Consider the following 22,763-nt stretch of genomic DNA (forward strand, 5'->3'; position numbering starts at 1 on the left):
CGGGGCCAATTAACCCGATCGCCGAGAAAAGCGTTGGCGGACGCGCTCTACAAAAATATCCACTTCCGGCAATTTTAACTGAGTGGCGCATAAGGCAAAAACGCCCAACCCGCCAAATCCGGCCACACTCAGTTGCACGAATTGGATCGGCAAGCCCACCGGCGCGATGAGTTGTTCGCAACCGTGAAGAATGCCCCATCCCGCGAAACCGGCGAGGACGCTAGCCCCACTCAGCAAGGCCACCGGCTGACTCCAGGCTAACAAAGGCAACCCATGCAGCTTGCGATGGAGCAGCACCAACAGCGTCACCATCGAGATAATATTGACCCCCACGGTGGCCAACACCAAACCGGGGGCACCAAATGCATTGACTAACAGAAAATCCAGCAAGGCGTTGAGGAAAATATTCACCACGCTGACGCGAAAGGGGGTCTCGCCATCGCCCAAGGCATAAAACACCCGCACCAGCACGTCCCGTCCCAGGTAAACGAACATGCCCACGCCATACGCCATCAACATGGGCGCGACAAATGCGGAGGCGGCGGGGTCGAATGCGCCGCGTTCGTACACCACCCGCACGATCGCCACGGCTAAGGTAATCATTAATGCCCCCAAGGGCAACATGGTCAGGGCGGTGAGGATCAATCCCTGACGAATGCGCTGTTTGAGTTCGGGCCAATCCTGGGGGTCGGCTAAGCGGGAAAAGACCGGCAGTAAGGGGACTAAGAGCATGTTGGAGATAATGCCCAAGGGGGTCTGAACTAATAAGCCGGCATATCCCAAGGCGGCGGCGGCTTGCGGGATGTAGGAGGCGAAAAACAAGTCGGTGTAGACGTTGATTTGCAGCATCCCGGAAGACAGGGTAGCCGGTCCCATGACTTTCATCACGTCTTTGACCCCAGGGCGATTGAATTCAAACCGCAGGCGCAAGGTGCCTAAGCCGCTGCGCCACTGGGCGAAGACTTGGGCCAACCACTGCAATAGTGCGCCGGCAAGGGTTCCGCCGGCTAAGACCATACCGCCGATGGTGGCATATTGGGGAAGGCTGACATTGCTGCCCACTTGCACGACGAAGATGCCTAATGCGCCAATCACGGCGACGCTGGAAAATAAGGGGCTGATGGAGGGAAGCCAGTATTGGTCGGCGGCGTTTAGGGTGCCAAACCCAATGCCAATTAAGCCGGCAAGGACGGCGAGCGGAGCCATGATCCGAAATTGCCGGATGGCGATCGCTTGGGTCAGTTGCAGGGTTTGGAATTTTTCTGGATCGATTCCCTCGGCGGCTGCTTCGGCGGCGCTGATGTCCAGTCCCGGGGCCACTACGCTCATCAGGGGGTCGGCAAAGATGACTAAAATTACGGTGACGATCAGCAGTAAGCTCCCGACAAGGGTGGTGATGGTTTCCACCAGGGGGGCGGCTTCTTCCGCTTTGCGTTTGGCTAAAACGCTGACAATGGCGCTGTGGAACGGTCCGTTGATACCGCCGAGTAAGATGAGCAAAAAGCCGGGAATTACGTAGGCGTAGTTGTAGGCATCGAAGGCTGGCCCTACGCCAAAGGCTGCCGCGATCGCTTGTTGCCGCACTAAGCCAAAGACTTTGCTAATTAAGGTGGCGATCGCCACAATTCCCGCAATTCCGGCTAGGGAACGAGTCCGTTTTTGTTTTTCAGACACAAATCTTTACAAATCGTGACAGTGCTTCAATTTATTTAACCCCGAAATGGCTAATTGTAAACCTCTCGGGGGTTGCCTGCTGATACTGCTGCGTCCCCTCATCTTCAGGATTTACAATTAACATTCGAGTCAGGGGGTCGGTTTGATTTTTTCCCTCAGTAATCTACTCCCACTGTTGGTAGGTATTTTCTTCGTTTTTCGGCAATTTTCTGCAATCCTCGCGCAGTTGTAGCAAAGTATGATAAACTTAAAGATTGCCAAAATGATTCCTGTATCTTTCTTCGATGACCGACTTTATTTACCGCTATCCTTCGTTACAATCTGGCCGATTAATCAAACGCTACAAGCGGTTTTTGGCCGATATAGAATTGGAAACTGGCGAAACCATTACCGCCCATTGTGCCAATCCCGGAAAAATGCGGGGATTATCGGAACCGGGATACCGCGTCATGGTGTCGCGCAGTGACAATCCCAAGCGAAAATTGCCCTATAGTTTGGAATTAGTGGAGGCGCAGGATAACGAACCGACTTGGGTGGGGGTGAATACGAATTTGCCCAATCAAGCGATTAAATTGGCTTTAGAAGCGCGATCGCTTCCCGGATTGGGGGAGTACGATTCCATTTCCCCGGAAGTGGTGTACGGGCGGGATAAAAAAAGCCGGGTAGATTTTTTGTTAAATAAAAATGGAGAAAATCCGCCGATTTATGTAGAAGTGAAAAACGTAACTTGGGCGGAAGGGAGAAAGGCGTTATTTCCCGATGCGGTGACAACGCGCGGACAAAAGCACTTGCTTGAATTAGTAGATGTGGTGTTAGGAAATCAGGGGAGAGCCGTGGCATTATTTTTTATTGGTCGCAGTGATTGCGATATATTTGCCCCGGGAGATAGTGCCGATCCCGAATATGGGAAATTGTTGCGTCACGCGATGAATCAAGGATTGGAAATTTTGCCTTGTCGGTTTGAATTGACGCCGGAAGGGATTCGGTATTTGGGGTTAGCCAAACTGGAGATGTGAAAAAAATGGCTACGGCGATCGCGCGGTGGAATGCATCGGCGATCGCCGATGAGCCGCTATAAATGCTCGATTTCAAGAGCAATAGCAACCTCGGGAAGCTTATGCCAGTCCCACTAGCTTGGCGCTGAGATCCCAAAGACGCTCGGCTTTTTCATCATCCCGTGCTTGGGAAGAGACTTTTTGCACGAAGGACTTGCCATTTTTCTTTTGGCGATTGCCCCAACTCCAATAGGAACCAGATTGCTTGTATTCCGGATCGGCAACCACTGCCGCTACCCGTTCGCCGGCTAACTCTTGAGACACATATCCCCCAGTGACGTACTTTTGGAACAGGGGGAAAATTTTCTGAAACAGAGGATAGTGGTTGCGGAATAGGGGCGTATCGGCAACGCATCCGGGGTAAAGGGAAGTGAAGACGATGCCGGTGGAGTCGTGATAGCGCCGATGCAGTTCTCGCATCGTCAGCACGTTGCACACCTTGCTATCTTTGTAGGCTTTCACCGATTCAAAGCTTTTGCCGTCAATCATGGTGACGGGATCTTTGAAGCCAGCTTCCAACCCTTCGAGATTGCCCAAATCCGGACGCGGCGGAATCTTGCCGCCCAATTCTTCCGGATTGTGGGTGACGGTTCCCAAGATCACCATTCTCGGATCTGGAGACGAGGAGCGTTTCATATCCTCTAGCATCACATTACACAGGAGAAAGTGCCCCAAGTGATTCGTCGCAACGCTGAGTTCGTATCCTTCTGGCGATCGCAACGGTTCTTTCAGCAAAGGCATATAGATTGCCGCATTGCAAACCAAGGCATCGAGGGGTCTGCCGCTGGCTCGGAATTCGTTGATAAACCGTCGCACGCTATCGAGAGACGCCAGGTCGATATGCATAATGGTGTAGCTGTCGGCAGGCATTTCGACCGCTTCAGCCGCTTTTTTTGCCTTTTCTAAGTTCCGACAAGCCATCACCACATGCCAGTCTCCTCGTTTGGCAAAGGCTTTGGCTGCATATAAGCCAACCCCCGAGGAGGCACCCGTAATCACCACCGTTGACTTGCGATCTTGTCCCATGCTGTTCAGATTCAGTTGATTGCCGTTGACTGTATTGAGGATTTTACAACACTTAGACCCTGACGGATTAGCTCTGTCATAAAACCTAACACTATAGCCGCTTAAAATCTTCGATGCCTTGTGGCATCAGGGATTCAACTATTCTGGAGCGGATAAGTAATGATACTTAATCCGCAGTTACCTTCCCGGTGGCGGTGGCGGGTGGTGGGTTGAACTGACCCGCGTTTATCGGCTCAATTTGTCATCATTGCCTATCTCTCGATCGCGGGGTTTTCCCTGCCGAAGTTCGCCACAATTGCCGCGTCATGTTTGGCAGACAAACGCCCTGAAAAGCAAGGGTGAAACCATCATCAACCCAGGACTATCCCCTCACTCATTCCTGAACGGTGGAGCAGCAGGGAACCGTCATCACCTGCTGCTCCACGGATGCAGACTGATTCTATGGGTGGGCAAGTCCCTGCTAAGGCAGGTTGGTTCGGCGGTTATCAGAATCGGCGGGGATTAGAAATCCTCGTCGTCATCATAGTCATTGCCCATGCTTCTGGCACCATTGGCGGCATCCTGTTTGGAACCGAGCAGATCTAGGCGATCGACTTTGATCACCGGCTTCGATCGCTGGGCACCGGTGGACCGATCTTGCCAATAATCAAACTTCAAAGAACCCGTGATGCCAATTAAGCTGCCTTTACGGACGTAGTTTCCCGCCACTTCCGCAGTTTTCCCCCACATTTCTAAATTGAACCAGTCCGGTTTATCGCTATTGCGACTGGGACGATTTACGGCTAACGTTACATTACAAACCACGCTACCAGACTCGAAATATTTAACTTCGGGGTCAATCCCCGCACGACCGACTAAAGTCACAACATTGAGCGTCATATTGCTCCTTCCTTATCCAACAAATTAACTCCCCAATTATAAACCATTTCTCCCTATCATATCAAGCAATTATTGTTTTTTACTTTGATTTACCCCAGGAATATGACCCGGATTGTTGGGGGTGCAATTAACCGTTAATTTGCACCCCACAAAAATCAATCCCACTCCCCGCAATATTTTTTAAATTTTGGGGATGAATATTGCAGAATTTTTGACTAAAAAGCACAGAAAATTGAGATGTATTGCAAGAAAGGTTAATTGAACCTAACTATAAATCAAAAAATGACCAAAAGAGGGGAAATCGGTTTCATAGAGAAAGGAACGCAAAAATGCTTGAAGTATGATGTGATTATTTTACCATGAATTTGACGAAAAAATCATCCAGCGGATGAATGAATGAAGGGAGGCGATCGCTGTAGCGGAGGCGAAGTGCGGGAGCGAAATTGCTTGGCATTAGCCTAAATGTCACCATTCAATGGAGTTTGGGAGTTGCTTGCGGGTAATCGAAAGGATTTCCGCAGTAGAAAATAACTGAAAATCCAGGGAGAGTCAGGAAAGCGCGGGCGGGCATTGGTTCAATTGGGCGGGGATAAAGATTCGTACAGTAAAATTGACTGCCGCAAACAGAAAACCTCCAGAGGATTTTGCCCCACTCTCGCGGCGCAAAATCGAGCTGAGGTGGGAGGCATTGATTTGATAGTCAATCATCAACCTGCCGCAACGGTCAAGGGGGCAAGAGAGTCATTGCATGAGGCGAGGATAAGCGCGCCCCACCCCAGTTAGTAGCGCATCTATTGGCTGTAGGCATATCAGTTACCACAACCTTTTCCAGAGAAAGCACGCCCTCGGGAGTTAACACCAAGCCATTGTAGTTTTGGCGATCGGCGATCGCCTCCCAGAAAATAGAAAATGCCCCCTTCAGGGGGGACATCAGAGAAAAGAAAAAAGGGAATAGATAAGCTTTCAGCCAAGAAGCAAAGCCGCATCATTAATAAACCCAATCGATAAACCAACAGCGCAATCCACCTGAGCGAGGTAAAGTATGAGTTTAGGGTGAAAATTCCCGCATTTTGAGGCGTAACCTTTGCATATTTAGGCAGAAGGGAGAAGCTAGAGGGCGGATTTCGCCGCAGATACTCGGCAATCGCTTGCAAGCAGAAGCTGCTAATCTTAGGCCAGATTTGAGATAGGAGGGGATTTTCTCCGGATCCGGCGCAGACTCAGAAGGAATATTTGGCACTCTCCCGGCTTCATGTGGGAAAAAAAATCCCGCCTGACTAGACTCAGGAGAGAAAACATACTAGAATCCACCACGAGAACAAATTCTGTTACATTATAGTCGCACAGCATCACGTTTTGGGGGCGTAGAAACCAGTGGGTCTTTTCAATCGCTTTTCCCTATCCCGGGATATGGGTATCGATCTCGGGACGGCGAACACGCTAGTTTATGTATCCGGTAAAGGGATAGTTCTTCAAGAACCCTCAGTCGTTGCCATCGATAAAGAGGAAAAGATACCTCTGGCAGTAGGAGAGGATGCCAAAAAAATGCTAGGTAGGACGCCGGGAAATGTCATTGCCCTGCGCCCCCTTCGGGATGGCGTCATTGCCGACTTCGACACTGCCGAATTGATGCTCAAGCATTTTATCCGGCGAGTGCATGAAGGTAGCGCCTTAGTATCCCCTAGGATCGTGATTGGGATTCCATCCGGCGTCACGGGGGTAGAACGGCGCGCGGTGATGGACGCAGCCACCCAAGCAGGAGCCAGAGACGTTTACTTAATTGACGAACCAGTAGCGGCGGCGATCGGAGCCGGATTGCCGGTTGCAGAACCCACCGGGAATTTAATCATCGATATTGGGGGCGGCACTACGGAAGTAGCGGTTTTGAGCTTGCAAGGCACGGTTCTGAGCGAATCCGTGCGGGTAGCAGGGGACGAACTGAATGATGCCATCACCCAGTACATGAAAAAAGTTCACAACCTGGTGATTGGGGAACGGACCGCAGAGGAAATCAAAATTCAGATTGGCTCGGCGTATCCCACCCACGATGATGATGATGCCACAATGGAAGTGCGCGGCTTGCATCTACTGTCGGGTTTACCGCGAACCGTGACCATCAAAGGGCCAGAGATTCGCGAAAGTATGGCCGAACCCCTGGCGGTAATTGTGGAAGCGGTAAAACGGACCCTGGAGCGCACCCCTCCGGAATTGGCGGCGGATATTATCGACCGAGGAATTATGCTCGCCGGCGGTGGCGCTTTGTTGAAAGGTCTCGATACCCTGATCGGGCACGAAAGCGGCATCGTTACCCATGTGGCGGCGGATCCGCTAAGCTGTGTGGTCCTCGGAACCGGTCGGGTTTTGGAGAACTTCAAGCAGCTCGAACGAGTATTCAGCGGTCGTTCTCGGAGTAGTATGTAGGACCTGCCAACCGAAGAGCTTCCCTACGTACAATCGCCTCGCGAATACTGAAGTCAGCTAAAAATTTTAATGTACACATTGCGTCGCTGGTGGGATCGGCATGGTTTACAAGTTGCATTGGTGGGGTTAGCCATCACTGCAGCTTTGGTGGTTCGGCAAACCCAAGGGTCAGTGGTGTTTGAAATTTACCAGAGACTCTCTCGTCCTTTTCAGTCGAGTCCCACTCAACAAGAGCAACTCACCCATGCCCGAACCCGCGAACTCGAACAAAAAGTTCAAGAATTAGAAGCCCAAAACCAACGGCTCAAAGAGGTAGTGGGCTATGTTTCGGCAAATAAAAAAGAAGGTATTGTCGCGCCAGTTGTCGGGCGCAGTGCAGATCACTGGTGGCAACAGGTGACTATCGGTCGAGGAAGCAAACACGGCATCAAAAAGGATTTTATCGTCACCGGTCCGGGAGGCTTGGTGGGACGCATCATCAGCGTCACTCCCCATACCAGCAAGGTGCTACTGATCGGGGATCCGAGTTTCCGCGTGGGGGTGACGATCGCTCGCTCTCGGCAAATGGGGGTGATGCGAGGCAAGGCGGCAAATCGCGCGGTAATGGAATTTTTTGATAAAGTGCCAGAGGTTCGTCAGGGAGATGTGGTCTCTACTTCCTCTTTCTCTCAGATGTTTCCCTCCGGGTTGCCCGTGGGTCGCGTGGAATCGGTGAATTTGAATAAAAGTCCGGCACCGGAAGCTGTGATCGAGCTGTCTGCACCGATAAGCGCTCTGGAGTGGGTGGTGGTTTACCCTCACGAAAAGGCTGCTAACGATGGGTCGGAAGGTCAATCTAATTAGGAAGGCAGATGAGAAACGATCGCTTTACTGCCTCGGGTAGGAATTCCACAAATCTTAAACTTCTCAATGCCGCTATCTTGGTTGGCTCTGTCGCTCTGTGTTTGTTGCTGATGCCGACTCGCTTTCCGGGAACGGAACTGTTGGGCGTCTCCCCAAATTGGTTGCTGATTTGGGTGGTGGCTTGGAGTCTGAAGCGTACTCCCTCTCAGGGGGCGCTTGCTGGCGTTATCTTGGGCTTACTTCAAGATGGCATGAGTTCGGGCGCACCGACTCATGTGTTCAGTTTGGCTCTGGTTGGCTATCTCACCGCTCGCTTGCAAAAACAACGCTACCTGCAAGAAGATTTTATCTCGGTGGCGTTAATTGTATTTGGCATGTCGATTGTGGCGGATACGGTGCGCGCTTTGCAATTTACTGTGATGAGCGATCGCAGTCTCGAAGAAATCTGGATGCTTCATCAACCCCTGGCTCTCTCATCGGCAATCCTCAGCAGCCTTTGGGCACCCACGATTTCTTTTCCGCTCAATCGCTGGTGGCAACGCATGGAGCGCCTGGAACAATCTTAAATCTACTCTCTCTCCCTCTCCTATCCCGTGGCTTCTCGCTCTAGCAGCAAGGTCACGGGACCATCATTCTCTATCCCCACTTGCATCATCGCCCCAAATTCCCCTGTTTCCACTTTTAAGCCGCTTTCTCGCAACTTTTCGACAAATTTCTCGTAAAGCAGGTTGGCTTTGTCTGGAGGCGCAGAACGGTCGTAGGAAGGACGCCGCCCTTTTCGACAATCGCCATAAAGCGTAAACTGACTGACGACGAGCAGCTCTGCGTTGATGTCTTGCACTGAGAGTTCCGCGCGATCGCTTTGCTTTTCTGGATCGGGAAATACCCGCAATTCTAAGCACTTTCTCGCCATCCAATCCAGTTCCGCCTCCGTGTCGTTCTGCCCAATCCCCACCAATAAATTCAGTCCTTTGCCAATTTTTCCCACCACTTTTCCATCAATGGTGACTTGAGAGGATCGCACTCGCTGGATTATGACTCGCATTTTTTCGTTCTATCTTGAAAAGGGTCAATCTGCTAAGGGTTTCGCTTCTTAATTTACAATAAACTCCGCCCTAAAACCACTATTTTTACCGAAAAATTCTCAAAGCAGTTACTCTAATTCGCGCCGCACCCCGGATTTCCTCCCCCTACCCAAAACAAATTTGGCGTTGTAAAATTTCTGGTTCCCAGGTGGAGCCTGGAAACCCCCTTCGGAGGCTCTACCTCCTAATTTACCCAAGCATTAAATAGATTCAAAAACAGCCGATCGCTCTTTTACAATTGCGGTTGATTGTTACTCTTTAAATTGGCGTTTTTATCTCGTTTTAATAAAGGCAAATTGCTAACCTCTCACGGTGATGACAAGGCAGTGCCATGTTCCTTTGTTAGAGAGGCAGCATTATGTTTGAGCCGGAGATTATTAGCCGTAAAAAAGGCGGTTGTGGGTGTGACCAGCAGCGGCTGCCGGTCACCGATGAAGCTTCACAGAATTAATTTACTTGCCAAATCCTTTGCCGCGATTGGTGGAAGGCAAACAAAGGCATTTTTCAAGCTGCGATCGCAAGGTTTCGCTCTCTAAATTCTGACCGATGAGAACCAGTTGGGTCTTGGGCTGACCTTTCCATTCGTCATCATCGATAGAAAATCGCTTGCCGCTGAGGTGGAAAATATGACGGCGATCGCTTTCGTCAAACCACAAAATTCCCTTAGCTCGAAACACACTTGCCGGCAACTGATTGTCTAAGAAATACTGGAATTTCCGAATCGATAGCGGGCGATCGCTCTCGAAAGAAATCGACGTAAATCCATCAATAGCCAGGTGATCCGAGTGATGATGGTGGTGATGATGCTCGTGGTCATGCTCGCCATCGCACTCGGCATGGTCGTGATGATGGTCGTGATGATGCTCGTGATGATGGTCGTGATGATGGTCGTGATGATGCTCGTGATGATGCTCGTGATGATGGTCCTGTTCTGCTGCCGATTCTTGGCCATTAAAATACTTGCCCGAATCGAACAAACCCACACTCAAAATCAACGGTAGCGGCACTTGCGATCGCTCGGTGCGTAAAACTCTCGCATCAGCTTTAATATCGCGGATCTTGCATTCCAACAAATCCACATCCGCCTCATCTACCAGATCCACCTTATTGAGTAAAATAATATCCCCATAGGCAATCTGACTGTAAGCCGCTTGAGAATTAAACAAATCCAAGCTGTAATTTTCCGAATCAACCAGGGTAACGATCGAATCCAGGCGAGTTAAATCGCGCAGTTCCGTTCCCAAGAATGTCAGCGCCACGGGCAAGGGATCCGCTACACCGGTGGTTTCCACCACCAAATAATCGACCTTATCCTCGCGCTCCAAAACTTTGTACACTGCATCGAGCAAATCATTGTTAATCGTGCAACAAATACACCCATTGCTCAATTCCACCATATCATCGCCAGTGGAGACGATCAGCTCGTTGTCGATGCCGACTTCGCCAAACTCGTTCACCAGTACCGCTATCTTGAGTCCCTGCTGGTTGGACAGGATATGGTTCAGAAGGGTAGTTTTGCCACTGCCGAGAAAGCCGGTAATAATCGTTACCGGCAAGCCGTGTTTGGGTGCCTCCATTGCCGGAGACTCTGCGGAAGAAGTTGCTGTTGTCTGCATGGCGTTGCTATCAAAACTCTCAGAAACTCGAACTGACGGCTCAGATCCAAATCTCAGCCTCGTCCAGTTTGATTTTAAACGAAATCTTGCATTTGTCTCCTGGCAAATTGCCAGTTAACAATTGATTACTTCTCTTAACTGCTTGTAGGGAGCAAAACTTCTTCACTGTGGCAATCTCGCCGGTGGGCACTGCCAACCTTACTCCCGACTTACCGAATCGATAGAGTAGGTACGGCCCACCTTAAACCTACATTAATGGTGTTGAGTTTTGGAGAATTCCCACCCTCCTCAGGATTGACACTGCAGCGAACAGTGCCCACATCCCTGCTATGTCGAAAGTAAAATTGTGGGGAAAGACAATGCAACGTCAGTTTGACCCTCTTCAGGCAAAAATCCCCCCTTAATTGCGAGCTTGATTGAGATTAGTCGGTTCTTGCTAACCCAGTGGTTCCGGGGTCAGGCATGGAATGTACTCAACGCCTTACGGCATCAGAGGTTAGGCAAGCTCGAACTTCATCTTGCCATCCCTCAATTCCTTTCGTGCTCAACGCCTTACGGCATCAGAGGTTAGGCAAGGAGCAAACTTTCTTTGAGTTCGTCCATCGTGAGCGATGTGCTCAACGCCTTACGGCATCAGAGGTTAGGCAAGAATTAGAATCTGGCCGCTGGTTCCGGTTTTGTAAATCGCTCGTGCTCAACGCCTTACGGCATCAGAGGTTAGGCAAGCTTCTGTGGTTAGTTTATAAAATGTTGTGGTAGTGTGCTCAACGCCTTACGGCATCAGAGGTTAGGCAAGATCGTCCCATCGGCACGTTAAACTCGCCTTTAGAAGTGCTCAACGCCTTACGGCATCAGAGGTTAGGCAAGCCAAACCCATGCTGCCAGAGATAGCATTGCGATTCAGTGCTCAACGCCTTACGGCATCAGAGGTTAGGCAAGAACGCCTTGCGATCGCCGGATGGACATCAGAACGGAATGTGCTCAACGCCTTACGGCATCAGAGGTTAGGCAAGTGTAATCGTTACGGGGCGGGTACTTTGATTTTTTTGGGTGTGCTCAACGCCTTACGGCATCAGAGGTTAGGCAAGTGAACTGCTTGGGGGACTCTTTCAGCCATAAGGTCGTGCTCAACGCCTTACGGCATCAGAGGTTAGGCAAGGATTCCGCCGAGGATTTTGACAATAATTTTCAGAAGTGCTCAACGCCTTACGGCATCAGAGGTTAGGCAAGATTTTATGTCCCCGCTATTCTTCGAGATGGCGATGCGTGCTCAACGCCTTACGGCATCAGAGGTTAGGCAAGGTGGTTTCTCTTAATCGGGTAAATAAAATCCCCTGTCGTGCTCAACGCCTTACGGCATCAGAGGTTAGGCAAGATATAGAGGCGAATCCACCGCAGCAGCAACTTCCATTGTGCTCAACGCCTTACGGCATCAGAGGTTAGGCAAGCCCTGGCAATCGTGGGCGGTGCGATCGCGCTACTCTTCGTGCTCAACGCCTTACGGCATCAGAGGTTAGGCAAGTTTAGCGAGGTTATATCCGAGTTCTCTGAAGTCAATATGTGCTCAACGCCTTACGGCATCAGAGGTTAGGCAAGTGGGTTTCAGCCAATGATCGCTAACCTCCCAAAACTGTGCTCAACGCCTTACGGCATCAGAGGTTAGGCAAGGATTGAATAATTCCACCCAAATCAATTGAGGGCATTAGTGCTCAACGCCTTACGGCATCAGAGGTTAGGCAAGTTACTGTGAGTGGAAGTATCACCAGATACTCCATGTGCTCAACGCCTTACGGCATCAGAGGTTAGGCAAGACCCTACAACAACAATAATATGTCCCGAGCGAGTAAACGTGCTCAACGCCTTACGGCATCAGAGGTTAGGCAAGCGGGTCGTCGCCCTCAAGAGAACGATACTTTGACAGAGGTGCTCAACGCCTTACGGCATCAGAGGTTAGGCAAGGTTGCACCGCATAACTATTATTTCGCTGCTTTTTAGGGTGCTCAACGCCTTACGGCATCAGAGGTTAGGCAAGGGCAAGATTGGTGGAAGTGATTCCGGGGTGGGAGAAGTGCTCAACGCCTTACGGCATCAGAGGTTAGGCAAGACCTAATTTGATGTTTTGTTTTTCCTCTGTTGAAGTGCTCAACGCCTTACGGCATCAGAGGTTAGGCAAGTGTTTGCCCCCTCAAATCCACCAAAGCGGTACTCAGTGCTCAACGCCTTACGGCATCAGAGGTTAGGCAAGTTTTCAGGTCTTAGTGCTTTTAGTTTAGCAATTGTTTGTGCTCAACGCCTTACGGCATCAGAGGTTAGGCAAGAAGACAAAGTCATACTCTGCAATCTAGGATTGATTTGTGCTCAACGCCTTACGGCATCAGAGGTTAGGCAAGCCCGTAGGACAGGCTTTGAAGATTCCCGATGTATTGTGCTCAACGCCTTACGGCATCAGAGGTTAGGCAAGTCGGTGGAAAGGTCTTGACAAGCCTCAAACAAATGGTGCTCAACGCCTTACGGCATCAGAGGTTAGGCAAGGTTACAGAGGAACTTGCGGCGTTAGGAACTAAAGACGTGCTCAACGCCTTACGGCATCAGAGGTTAGGCAAGAGAATCAGGAATATTTGCTAATTCTCCCCAGTCGATGTGCTCAACGCCTTACGGCATCAGAGGTTAGGCAAGTCTTTAAGAGGCAAATAGCGTTCATTGTTAAGAGAGTGCTCAACGCCTTACGGCATCAGAGGTTAGGCAAGTCCCTATTGACCGTATCGCCGTCATCGCGTGTAGTGGTGCTCAACGCCTTACGGCATCAGAGGTTAGGCAAGACCGAAGCAATCGCGGCAGGGCTTCAGCGTGCTTCCATCGTGCTCAACGCCTTACGGCATCAGAGGTTAGGCAAGCGTGTAAGCGGTCTGCCCTTTTCTGCCCCTTACTTGTGCTCAACGCCTTACGGCATCAGAGGTTAGGCAAGATTAGGCGAATGAATTGCGGATGCAGCTGCAGAGAGTGCTCAACGCCTTACGGCATCAGAGGTTAGGCAAGCTTAGTAAAAGCAGAAAAACAATTTTCGTCTTCATTGGTGCTCAACGCCTTACGGCATCAGAGGTTAGGCAAGGGTGCGAGGAACAAGGACTTCCGCGACGGCGGAAGTAGTGCTCAACGCCTTACGGCATCAGAGGTTAGGCAAGTGGCGATTTGTTCGATTTGCTCGATTCGGTCGATAGTGTGCTCAACGCCTTACGGCATCAGAGGTTAGGCAAGTGCTGGTATTGGAGCTTATACGCAAAAACGATACCGTATGTGCTCAACGCCTTACGGCATCAGAGGTTAGGCAAGTGTAAGGGTTTCAGGCTTTTTTGGGGAAACCTAAATTGTGCTCAACGCCTTACGGCATCAGAGGTTAGGCAAGCCTATAGCGGCAAAAACTGTGACGCCTACGCGGTGTGCTCAACGCCTTACGGCATCAGAGGTTAGGCAAGTACAGACGGTCGCTCGGGTTTTCGGGTTTAAGTATTGGTGCTCAACGCCTTACGGCATCAGAGGTTAGGCAAGACTTTTAATTTCAAAGTAGACCTTAACACACCCAAAGTGCTCAACGCCTTACGGCATCAGAGGTTAGGCAAGTCGGTATTTTGGCGCAATTTGCGCCGTCTCCCGGGTGCTCAACGCCTTACGGCATCAGAGGTTAGGCAAGCTTCGCTAGGCCGTAACCCAATTCTCTAAAATTCATGTGCTCAACGCCTTACGGCATCAGAGGTTAGGCAAGCTTGTTTTACAAAAAACGGTCAATGCCGCGTCTAGTGCTCAACGCCTTACGGCATCAGAGGTTAGGCAAGTTTACCACGCGGCGCAAACTTCCGGTCGATTGTAGTTGTGCTCAACGCCTTACGGCATCAGAGGTTAGGCAAGTTGCTTTGATAAGTAAGGATTCTTCCAAGGATTATTCGTGCTCAACGCCTTACGGCATCAGAGGTTAGGCAAGATTCTAGCGTTCGATGGTTAGCGCCTGACGAATTTCTGTGCTCAACGCCTTACGGCATCAGAGGTTAGGCAAGGGCGCAAGCCACATCCCTTTCCAATAAACCGCTCTGAACCAATTTTACAAGCACCTGTGGTAAAACGCAATCAAGTTGACCCAATTGCCACAAAACCCTCTCAATCCTCCTCCTTCAAACCCTGACTCTATCTCCATTCTAGCAAAAATCAAGCACCTGCGCCACCCCTGAATCGCCCCAAATCCCAACCCCGGGAAGATTTCCGGCTGTGAACCAGCAGCTTGCGCCTTCACAGCCGGAGGTGCTTGCATTACAGAATCCGATGGGACTCCTCCTGCACCGGCCAGGATCCGGGACGGTTATAAGCGGCAATTCCCCGCACGCACTGGTTCGACAGGCGAATCAGCAGCAAATCGTCCTCCGCCGCCAACACCTTCTCCAACTCCCAGCGCAACTTCTCCCGCCCCCGTTGGTTCAACCAACAGCGAAACATCGAATATTGGATCCGTTCGCCGTACCCTTGCAGCAACTTGTAGGCTTTGCGCCAGCGCTTCGGATCCCGAATGTCATAACAAACCAAATACCAATTCTGTGCTTCACTCATCTTCCCACCTCAGCGCAACACCAATTGACCGAACAAACCGCCTTCGCCGCACCACTCTTTCTCCAGCAGGCGCACTTCCAACTCCAAGAGGCGACGATAAGTCAACGAATACCCCGTCACCGGATGCTTCCAGGTTTCTTCCTTGCGGCGTTCGTACAAATTCACCAACTTGCGACGTCCCGCATCGCTCAACCACACCTGTTCCCCGCGCACCTCGAAGTCTTCGCGCACTTCCCAGTGACCGCGATTCACCGACCCCATCACCGGCATATCCACCAAAGGCACGCGAAAAATCTCCATCAAATCCAACGCCAACGGTGGTGCCTGAGTGCGCGGTTGGTGGTAAAATCCCAATGCTGGTTCCAACCCCACCGCCAGGATGGCATTCATCACATCTTTCAGCAGCAAGGCATAACCAAAACTCAGCAAACAATTAAACCGATCCTTCGGCGGACGACGGTTGCGCCCCACAAACCGCATTTCCGCAGGCACGTCCGGCAATATGGCACAAGGCAAGGCCCCAAAATAAAGCGCCGCCAGATTCCCCTCCAATCCCAACAGGGTTTCCAGGGAATTCGCTTGGGGAATCTGCTTGAGTACCTTCTTCATCTGCGCGATCGCATCGTTCAATTTAGCCGAGGGTTGCTTTAACCCCCGCTTCCCCCGCATCAAAAACTTGCGCTGCCCCTCGGCGCGACAGCGCACCAACTGGCGCGCCAACTGTAGGCAAAACGCCCCATCGCTCAAGGCCCCATACTGGCGAATTCGCCGTTGGATGCTGCCCCGCCTGGTCTCGAAACTGCCCACATAGCGCCCACCGCCGGAAATAAAATGCACCCCAATCCCCTGATAGGCGCAAAAATGCAGCGCTTGGGTGGACACCTGGGAAAAACTGTGCAGCACCAGTTGCCCCACCTGCTGCGCCGCCAGGGTTTCCACCGGTTGACCCCGGCGGGCAATCTTCAGTTGTTCCCCGGTGCGCCCTACAGCAGTGCCCGGTTCTAGCACGTGAATCACCTGCCGGTCGTCGTCTTGGGGGAATAACCGCATGGGTTGCCACTCCCGGTTGTGGGCCAGTCGCGCCTCCTCGGGCAAACATACCGGTGCGAGAGAACAGCGGGCGCACAGACGCTCATTTTCCGTCACCGGGGGACGCTGGGTAGACCCCCGCAGCATCCGCGCCCGTTGCACCGCCTCGCGCACCGCCTCGCGCCCCGCCTCATCTAGGGGCACCCGCACCAGCACGTTATCCGCGTGATAGCGAATCCGCCCCTCAGTCACGGGAAGTCCCAAGGCAGATTCGATGAGACAGGCATAGGCAAGCACTTGCAGGCGATCGCTCTCCCAGGCGATCGGTTGTTTGCGCTCATCCCGCTTGCTGCGCCCCCGCTTGTGCTCGTAAGGAATGGTCGCTCCATCTCGCGTGCGAAGCGCATCCACACATCCGCGCAATCCCAATTCCGCCGATTCGAGAAACAATTCTTCCCAAGTTTCATCCTCCTGTTTTTCCAATTCCGCGTGCAGTCTTCGCCCCGCAAAAACTGCGGCATTTTGGGTGTAGAGTTCTTCCACTTCTTCGAGATAGAAAAGGCGGGGACAGTAGGCAAGGGCGTGCAGCGCAGAAACGCGAATCGTGTCTTGGGTTGGGGTTGAGATTTGTTCGATAAGTTGCATAGAAAATCGCTCTAGAATGACGTTAACTTCACTCTAGAGCGATGCCTCGGCAAAAACCTTTCCGGGTTGAAATAATTGGGGAATTTAGACTTGTAGGCGATCGGGTGCTTTAGGCGTCCAGGTCCAAGCGCTGTCTGGGGGATAAATGCTTGGTTCTTCCACAGGCGCGTACAAAAAGCTAGTGGTTTCGCTGTTATTCTTGCGGTTGATTCCCACTGTTAATCGGCAGGTTCCCAGTTTGGGAGCGGCATCGAGTTCTATACGTTCGTACCAGTATGTTTCAGGGGGGCGTTGGAGTATTTCCAGTCGATCGAACAGCAAATTATTGTCCCCGGCAAATGGCAATCCATACCGCTGGGCGTTGAACTCGCCGTTTAAACCTCGAAGGATGCGATCGACTAACCCATCCTCCGGGTTTTTCAGAGCGATCGCCATATCCAGATTTGCCAAAATCTCGCGACGAACTGGCACAATCCAATATTTTTGACCTTGGACATACTCTTTCAGATTTTCACCAGGTTTTCCCACAGGATAACTGTGCAGTTGCTGATAAAGCGTAGAAGTGTAGGTTCGTTCTGGGGGAGTTATAGTGCCGATCGCCAGACACAAATGAGGGATATCTTTGCGAATTTGAGTGGTCACATCATCCACTGACTCTCGCATTTCAATTGCTGCCAGATTTAAAACCAATCCCAGTGCGGCAGATGGGGGCAGAATCGGCATCGTAGAGCGATAGCTTCCTGCCTGAAAATAGCGATAAGCAGCAAAAGGGGCGATCGCTCTAATCCATAGGTAATTCGTCACCTTTAACTCTCCTCTTGATTCAGAAACCCATCAGACAAATCAGCTAACAAGCGTTCTGGATTTTTGTAGAGCTTCACGCCGAGAGATTTTAAGCGTCCCAACTCCGGATCCTGATTCTCTTTCATCTGACGGACCAATTCACCCCCCAACCAAAATTCCTCTCCTGGTAAATCTTCTGGATGAATTCGAGAGAGTTCTGAAAATGAACCATCTTCCTGAAACCCATAAGTATTATATCCAGCAGCTAAACGGGGAGTCAGTCGCGCAATGATGGTACGTGGTGCCATTTCAAAATAACTCCGAGCGTGATTTCCTGCCACACCATTTAATTCACCAATTGCTCGCAGTAGTGCCGCCACCCATTCTTTTTTCGACTTGCAATCAGAATACGCCAAAGCAAAGGGATATTGATAGGCCGTGTAAGCAACTTCCCGGTGCAATAATGCTGAATTTTTAGAATTCTTCCAAGGACTACTTCCGGCATTTTGAGGCGATTGATGAAACGTGGTATCAAATCGATAAGAGGTTAATGCCATCGCCAAGTTTTGTCGAAAAACGCTATCTCGTTTAGGGGGAGTTCCTTTATTCTTTTTAATGGCCTCTTTATCTGCTACCAAAAATCCAAACAGAAAATCATCTGCATATTTTTCTGCATCGGGGAACCCCTTAAATTCAACTGCTAGTTGATCTTCCTCATACAGCCGAGTGCGATTGTGGGGCAAATCGTACTTGATTAAAATTTCCCGAAGTGCATTTCGCATGGATTCCGGGCTGATAACTGTATATTCTTTTTGCACCCCTTTATTTTCTTTCAGAGTAATTTTTTGCAGTACAGTTCGATTGGCTTCACTTTCCCCGCGATAATTAGAACTGGGTGCAGCATAAGTCAAAACAGTAGCGAAGAGATTTTTGGTTTTTGACATAACAGAACATCCTTTGTAGAGACAACAGTGGGCAAGTAGCCCAACGCCTTGCGGCATCATCGGTTGAACTTGAAATTAAATATTTCCAGCCAAAGCTAAAACCGTTAAGTTACGAACTTTTTCAGCATCTTCATACAGCAATTTAACCAGCTTACTATAGTTATCAAATTTCAAGTAGTAACTTTGATTGACAGAAGCAAAAGTCTCGGAAAAGTATCTAATAAACTCTGTTCCTGTTTTGTGGCGACAGTGATAAAAGGCGTCCTTAGCCAGTTTCTCTTTAGCGTCATTGAATTCTTTTTTATCATCCTCATTTTTCTCAGCTTCTTTCCATTTTTTGTATTTTTCCTCGGCTTTTTTAAAGAGATAGTTGCCTACGACCTCATAAATCAGCTCTTCTTCCGAAAGATTTTTTGCATTGGATTCATTGTTCATCTTACTGTTCTCCGTTTCTGCTTCTGCCTTAAAAGAAATTCGAGCATCGCGCCGGAACGTTACCATCCCTAATGTATCCTCAACTGGTAGGCTTGCACATAAATCGGCAAAGCCAAAATACCAGGGTTTTAAGTCTAGAACATTTCGCAATCGCTGTTCTAAAAAAATATAGTCTTTGTAAGCCTTTTTGACGCGAACGTACTCACCCACTTGGTCGTCATTAGCAGGAATTCTGGCACTTCGCAAAATTTTGATACTATTCCCCTGCTTTTCTGCATGGACTACCTCAACTGCTAACACTAAATCGTTAATCGCGATCCCAGCTTGCATTTCTTTTATGCGATTTTGCAAAATCCGCAACATTTCCAAGCCACCAACTACAGCGAGATTAATCACTCCTTCTTGAGGTCGATAGCCATTTTTTCCAAACCTTTCGGCACGACGCTGCTCTTTCATGGCATATTTAAACTCTTCGCAAAACATATCTAAATCTGCCACATCTGGAATAACGATCGCATAGCCGACTGATTTGAGTTTATGCTCTCTTCGCTTGTCTTCTTTTTCATCTTTTTTACTTTGATTCTCTTTCTCTTCCTTCTCTGCCTTCTCTTTTTTTTCTTCACTTTTCATGGGTTCGCGAACGACGGGTTCGTAAACTTGTACGACTAAAGGCCAGAAGTGTAGCAAAAATTGGAACTTTGCCCGATCTTTAAAGGGGACATTTTCAGCATTGGTAGCTTGAGCGCCTAAAAAATAGGTACTGGGTAAATCTACAGTAGCGTTACCATCCCCTTTCGATAGCTGAGTCCAAACCTTTTGAACCTCAGCGATTTTTTTGTCATTGGCACTATCTTCAAAAGGCTTGCGCGTGGTGGGAATACCTCGCAGGATTGACCAGAACATATCGCGCCACAGCTTTACCCATATTCCATCAGTTCCGTCTCCACTTGGATCCAAATCAGCAATTAAACCTGCTTGAGGAATTACGTTTGGATAGATATAGTAGGTTTCGGTCTTAGTTTTGCCTTTAACCGTCTTTTCTACCGTCTCTGTTCTTATTGGCTCTTTCTTTTTAAAGGGTTTTTTGGATTTGATCTCACCGAGTTCACCTGCATAAAGTGTCCCAAATAAGACTTCTAACCCAGGGCGATCGATAGTTAACATAACGCCGGTAGCAGTGCGATCGCTCAATTCACAGATCCCTGGATGTTCTCCAAACCTCTTAAGCCAATCCACCATCATCACCAAACCCGCTAAACCGGCTCGATGTTGCGCCGAAGGCAACTCTGCCAGATGATATTCAAAAGTTAACGCTTTCTTCGTCATCATTCTTTTCCTTTGGCATAAAATCCCCGTGTTGGGGTGTAGTGTCGGCTATCGGCAATGCCGAAATATTTGGGAAATTTTTGAGGGCGATCGCTGCGCTCTAAGTTAAAATCAGCGTACTTGCAGTTTTTGGGAACATCGATAACATATCCGTCCCAAGGTTGTTTGTTGTTGATGCAATCTTCAACCGCTTTGATATCCCCATCTAAAATACAAGGTTGCTTGTAATCATCAATATCCCGCAACTGACCGGGAGTGGCGTAGTAACCACTTTCTAAAAACCGCGCTTTACCATCCGCACTCGGTTCTCGCCGTGCGTGTTCCTCCAGCTTTTCTGCGAGTTGGCGCTGACTCAAATCTTCCGAGCCTAAATCGTCAATAAATGCTTCTGCGGCTTTCAATTCTTTTAATTTATACGGCTTTTCTTCTTCAGAAGCATAAACCAGTAATGAGGCTCGATATTCGTCTCCTCGCTTGCGGTGGCGGTTAGCGCGACCGAATCGCTGGACTAGAGATGATATCGGTGCGAATTCGCTAATCAGGAGATCTGCATCTAAGTCCAAACTCATCTCGCACACTTGCGTTGTCACGGCGATCGCCGCTTCTATCTTATCATTTTTCTGAGTTAAAAATGCAGCCATTGTCTTCTTGTGAATTTTTTGTCGATCTGCCAACGTAAACTGACTGTGATAGCTCAGCACTTCCACCTCTAAACCTAATTCGTCTTGCAGGCGATCGGCCATCTGTTGGCAGCGTTTTACTTGATTGACCACCCACAGAACTCGCTCCCCATCCCGAAATGCTGCAATGGCTCGTTCAAATGCGATCGCTTCAGTTATCTTTTCTAGACGATATCGCAGATGGGATTCCTGTTCTTCTAAATCCTTAAGTTCTTTTCGGTCTTCAAGTGTAGGATAAATCCTGAGTCCGGCTTTTTGTAATTCTTCTTGACGAGATTTGGGCAAAGTAGCCGTCATACATAATACTGGCACATCAAATGCCTGCAAGAAGGCAATCAGATTATCAAACATTCGGCGATCGAAACTATGCACTTCATCAATCACCACTGCTGCATCGGCCAAAACCGGAAGCAAACACATCCCTCGATAATCGTGTTCTATGAAACTTAAAAACTGGTCTACTGTAGCGCTGAAATAGCAGCGCGACCAATAAGCCAGCGCATACAATCGCGCCTCGGATTCGGATAGCTTAAAATTTTTATCTTTCGTTGCCTTGTTATCATCGGGATTTTTTCGTAATTCCTGGAGTTCGTACTCCGACGTCCCACTCAAATGAGCTGCCGACTTTTCTGGTGCCCAACCAATATAGTTTTTAAATCCTTCTAAAGCGGTGGCTCGGGTGGGATACAGAAAAATTATTTTTCCGATCTCATAATGTTTAGACTGCTCTTTAAGCCATTCAAAGCCAGCCCTTGTTTTACCTGAACCACAGGCGGTTATCAATAAAGCTCTGGAACCCAAAAATGCAGCTTTTTCTTGAAAATCCCGCAATCTAAATTTAGTGTAGGGATTCTCTTTCTTAATCTGTTCTGTAGAAGGAGTTAAAATTTCAGATTCAATTCGGTCGGGTGTCAAAGGTGGAGTATGGACAGTTTTATTAATCCACTCTTCAAAAGTTAGATCTTCGCGGACTAGAGCGGATGCTGCTGAGTCAGCAACGATTAATGCCGCTTTTGTGGCTAAAAGTAAAGCCCGTTTACCATAAATTGTAGGGTTGTCACTAGATTTTCTCAAATTCCGACGACACTGCTTAGCAGAGTTATATCCGCATTGGAGTGCTTGTTTCCATACTAAGTTCGAGTCTGACCAATTCTCGGTGGGGAGTTTGGGAATAGCGCCCAAAGAAGCCACTTGACGAATCCTTTCTAAAATAGCCGTAACTTCTGGCGGTTGGTGTAAACACAGTTCTACGGTTTTTGCCCGACGGGATTGACACCATTCGTAGTCTTTACCTGTATCACTTGCTTTGAGATGATGGGATAAAACTGCTGCACTGATTGCATCGCAGTCGAGCAAAGAATTGGCGCTTAGCCAAGTCTTCACGGCTGGCAGTTGCAAAATTAAGGCACTGAAATGTTCGTGTCTGACAGACTGAGCCTTAAAACTTGCACTAGAAACAGCTTCTTGAAATTCTTTATTGGCTTTACCTATATCGTGAAACAGTGCGGCAACTCGTAAGTTAAGCAAAAATTGTTCTTCCGCCTCTTTTCCTCGGATGCCAAAAAATCGGCAAAAGTTTCGGAACCAGCGCTGTGTGGGGTCGAAAATTAACAACGCGGTTGCTTCCGTATCCAGCAAATGCTGTTGCACTGTCAGCGGTTCGCGATTTGGGTATTGTTTTTTTGCAAGTAGTTTAGTTGGTTTACTCATGTTACCCACTTTGATATTG

At 49.3% G+C, this 22,763-nt stretch carries 16 protein-coding genes and 1 CRISPR repeat array; of the genes, 4 read left to right on the top strand and 12 right to left on the bottom strand.

The annotated features are described in order from the left end of the window. Positions 1 to 9 precede the first annotated feature (9 nt). The gene (gene murJ / locus LKK83_RS15095; protein WP_324632029.1) at positions 10 to 1,674 is read right to left on the bottom strand and encodes a murein biosynthesis integral membrane protein MurJ; all 1,665 of its coding nucleotides are present in this window, start codon (positions 1,672 to 1,674) and stop codon (positions 10 to 12) included. A 284-nt stretch (positions 1,675 to 1,958) separates the two neighbouring features. Between murJ and sfsA the strand changes: the two genes are divergently transcribed. Next, on the top strand, positions 1,959 to 2,690 hold the full coding sequence (sfsA, locus tag LKK83_RS15100) for a DNA/RNA nuclease SfsA (protein ID WP_324632030.1): 732 nt from the start codon (positions 1,959 to 1,961) through the stop codon (positions 2,688 to 2,690). Between the two features lie 99 nt (positions 2,691 to 2,789). Here the strand turns inward: sfsA and LKK83_RS15105 are convergent, their stop codons facing one another. The 3 genes from LKK83_RS15105 to LKK83_RS15115 form a co-directional block, all read right to left on the bottom strand. Then, positions 2,790 to 3,755: a protochlorophyllide reductase gene (locus LKK83_RS15105; protein WP_324632031.1), complete on the bottom strand. Its 966-nt coding sequence runs from the start codon at positions 3,753 to 3,755 to the stop codon at positions 2,790 to 2,792. Between the two features lie 501 nt (positions 3,756 to 4,256). Further along, the gene (locus LKK83_RS15110; protein WP_324632032.1) at positions 4,257 to 4,634 is read right to left on the bottom strand and encodes a single-stranded DNA-binding protein; all 378 of its coding nucleotides are present in this window, start codon (positions 4,632 to 4,634) and stop codon (positions 4,257 to 4,259) included. A gap of 724 nt (positions 4,635 to 5,358) precedes the next feature. Continuing rightward, positions 5,359 to 5,565: a hypothetical protein gene (locus LKK83_RS15115; RefSeq protein WP_324632033.1), complete on the bottom strand. Its 207-nt coding sequence runs from the start codon at positions 5,563 to 5,565 to the stop codon at positions 5,359 to 5,361. 479 nt (positions 5,566 to 6,044) lie between these two features. Here LKK83_RS15115 and LKK83_RS15120 point away from each other — a divergent pair, with 479 nt between their 5' ends. The 3 genes from LKK83_RS15120 (at position 6,045) to mreD (ending at position 8,464) form a co-directional block, all read left to right on the top strand. Then, entirely contained in the window at positions 6,045 to 7,055 is a 1,011-nt protein-coding gene (locus LKK83_RS15120; protein WP_324632061.1) for a rod shape-determining protein, read from the top strand. A 69-nt stretch (positions 7,056 to 7,124) separates the two neighbouring features. Beyond that, positions 7,125 to 7,898 (top strand): rod shape-determining protein MreC, encoded by a 774-nt coding sequence (gene mreC / locus LKK83_RS15125; protein WP_324632035.1) that lies wholly within the window; start codon positions 7,125 to 7,127, stop codon positions 7,896 to 7,898. A gap of 8 nt (positions 7,899 to 7,906) precedes the next feature. Then, positions 7,907 to 8,464, top strand: coding sequence for a rod shape-determining protein MreD (gene mreD / locus LKK83_RS15130; protein ID WP_324632036.1), 558 nt, complete (start codon positions 7,907 to 7,909; stop codon positions 8,462 to 8,464). Between the two features lie 20 nt (positions 8,465 to 8,484). Here mreD and dtd read toward each other — a convergent pair whose 3' ends face one another. The 8 genes from dtd to cas3 all read right to left on the bottom strand — a co-directional run bounded on the left by dtd (position 8,485) and on the right by cas3 (position 22,744). Continuing rightward, the gene (gene dtd / locus LKK83_RS15135) at positions 8,485 to 8,943 is read right to left on the bottom strand and encodes a D-aminoacyl-tRNA deacylase (RefSeq protein ID WP_324632037.1); all 459 of its coding nucleotides are present in this window, start codon (positions 8,941 to 8,943) and stop codon (positions 8,485 to 8,487) included. A 492-nt stretch (positions 8,944 to 9,435) separates the two neighbouring features. Continuing rightward, entirely contained in the window at positions 9,436 to 10,599 is a 1,164-nt protein-coding gene (locus tag LKK83_RS15140; protein WP_324632038.1) for a CobW family GTP-binding protein, read from the bottom strand. Between the two features lie 469 nt (positions 10,600 to 11,068). After that, a CRISPR array of direct repeats spans positions 11,069 to 14,648; the repeat unit is 36 nt; unit sequence GTGCTCAACGCCTTACGGCATCAGAGGTTAGGCAAG. Positions 14,649 to 14,898: 250 nt separating this feature from the next. After that, on the bottom strand, positions 14,899 to 15,192 hold the full coding sequence (gene cas2, locus LKK83_RS15145; RefSeq protein ID WP_324632039.1) for a CRISPR-associated endonuclease Cas2: 294 nt from the start codon (positions 15,190 to 15,192) through the stop codon (positions 14,899 to 14,901). 9 nt (positions 15,193 to 15,201) lie between these two features. Then, positions 15,202 to 16,866, bottom strand: a complete 1,665-nt coding sequence (locus tag LKK83_RS15150; protein ID WP_324632040.1) for a type I-MYXAN CRISPR-associated endonuclease Cas4/Cas1 — start codon at positions 16,864 to 16,866, stop codon at positions 15,202 to 15,204. 84 nt (positions 16,867 to 16,950) lie between these two features. Beyond that, a complete protein-coding gene (locus tag LKK83_RS15155; RefSeq protein ID WP_324632041.1) occupies positions 16,951 to 17,670 on the bottom strand; it encodes a CRISPR-associated protein Cas5 in 720 nt (239 codons plus the stop codon). A 2-nt stretch (positions 17,671 to 17,672) separates the two neighbouring features. Continuing rightward, positions 17,673 to 18,593 carry a type I-B CRISPR-associated protein Cas7/Cst2/DevR gene (locus LKK83_RS15160; protein ID WP_324632042.1) on the bottom strand — a complete coding sequence of 307 codons (921 nt, stop codon included), beginning with the start codon at positions 18,591 to 18,593 and terminating at the stop codon, positions 17,673 to 17,675. 75 nt (positions 18,594 to 18,668) lie between these two features. Next, positions 18,669 to 20,357 (bottom strand): type I-MYXAN CRISPR-associated protein Cmx8, encoded by a 1,689-nt coding sequence (cmx8, locus tag LKK83_RS15165; RefSeq protein ID WP_324632043.1) that lies wholly within the window; start codon positions 20,355 to 20,357, stop codon positions 18,669 to 18,671. Continuing rightward, positions 20,354 to 22,744, bottom strand: a complete 2,391-nt coding sequence (gene cas3, locus LKK83_RS15170) for a CRISPR-associated helicase Cas3' (protein WP_324632044.1) — start codon at positions 22,742 to 22,744, stop codon at positions 20,354 to 20,356. Before cas3 ends, cmx8 begins: the two co-directional genes overlap by 4 nt. Positions 22,745 to 22,763: the final 19 nt, after the last annotated feature.

Origin of the sequence: Phormidium sp. CCY1219, assembly GCF_035615515.1 — a bacterium.
Taxonomy (GTDB): domain Bacteria; phylum Cyanobacteriota; class Cyanobacteriia; order Cyanobacteriales; family Laspinemataceae; genus CCY1219.

What these genes read in the sequence shown, in the direction of transcription:
- sfsA (WP_324632030.1), top strand. Translation starts at nt 1,959, where the DNA reads ATGACCGACTTTATTTACCGCTATCCTTCGTTACAATCTGGCCGATTA.
- LKK83_RS15105 (WP_324632031.1), bottom strand. Translation starts at nt 3,755, where the DNA reads ATGGGACAAGATCGCAAGTCAACGGTGGTGATTACGGGTGCCTCCTCG.
- LKK83_RS15110 (WP_324632032.1), bottom strand. Translation starts at nt 4,634, where the DNA reads ATGACGCTCAATGTTGTGACTTTAGTCGGTCGTGCGGGGATTGACCCC.
- LKK83_RS15115 (WP_324632033.1), bottom strand. Translation starts at nt 5,565, where the DNA reads ATGTCCCCCCTGAAGGGGGCATTTTCTATTTTCTGGGAGGCGATCGCC.
- LKK83_RS15120 (WP_324632061.1), top strand. Translation starts at nt 6,045, where the DNA reads ATGGGTATCGATCTCGGGACGGCGAACACGCTAGTTTATGTATCCGGT.
- mreC (WP_324632035.1), top strand. Translation starts at nt 7,125, where the DNA reads ATGTACACATTGCGTCGCTGGTGGGATCGGCATGGTTTACAAGTTGCA.
- mreD (WP_324632036.1), top strand. Translation starts at nt 7,907, where the DNA reads ATGAGAAACGATCGCTTTACTGCCTCGGGTAGGAATTCCACAAATCTT.
- dtd (WP_324632037.1), bottom strand. Translation starts at nt 8,943, where the DNA reads ATGCGAGTCATAATCCAGCGAGTGCGATCCTCTCAAGTCACCATTGAT.
- LKK83_RS15140 (WP_324632038.1), bottom strand. Translation starts at nt 10,599, where the DNA reads ATGCAGACAACAGCAACTTCTTCCGCAGAGTCTCCGGCAATGGAGGCA.
- cas2 (WP_324632039.1), bottom strand. Translation starts at nt 15,192, where the DNA reads ATGAGTGAAGCACAGAATTGGTATTTGGTTTGTTATGACATTCGGGAT.
- LKK83_RS15150 (WP_324632040.1), bottom strand. Translation starts at nt 16,866, where the DNA reads ATGCAACTTATCGAACAAATCTCAACCCCAACCCAAGACACGATTCGC.
- LKK83_RS15160 (WP_324632042.1), bottom strand. Translation starts at nt 18,593, where the DNA reads ATGTCAAAAACCAAAAATCTCTTCGCTACTGTTTTGACTTATGCTGCA.
- cmx8 (WP_324632043.1), bottom strand. Translation starts at nt 20,357, where the DNA reads ATGATGACGAAGAAAGCGTTAACTTTTGAATATCATCTGGCAGAGTTG.
- cas3 (WP_324632044.1), bottom strand. Translation starts at nt 22,744, where the DNA reads ATGAGTAAACCAACTAAACTACTTGCAAAAAAACAATACCCAAATCGC.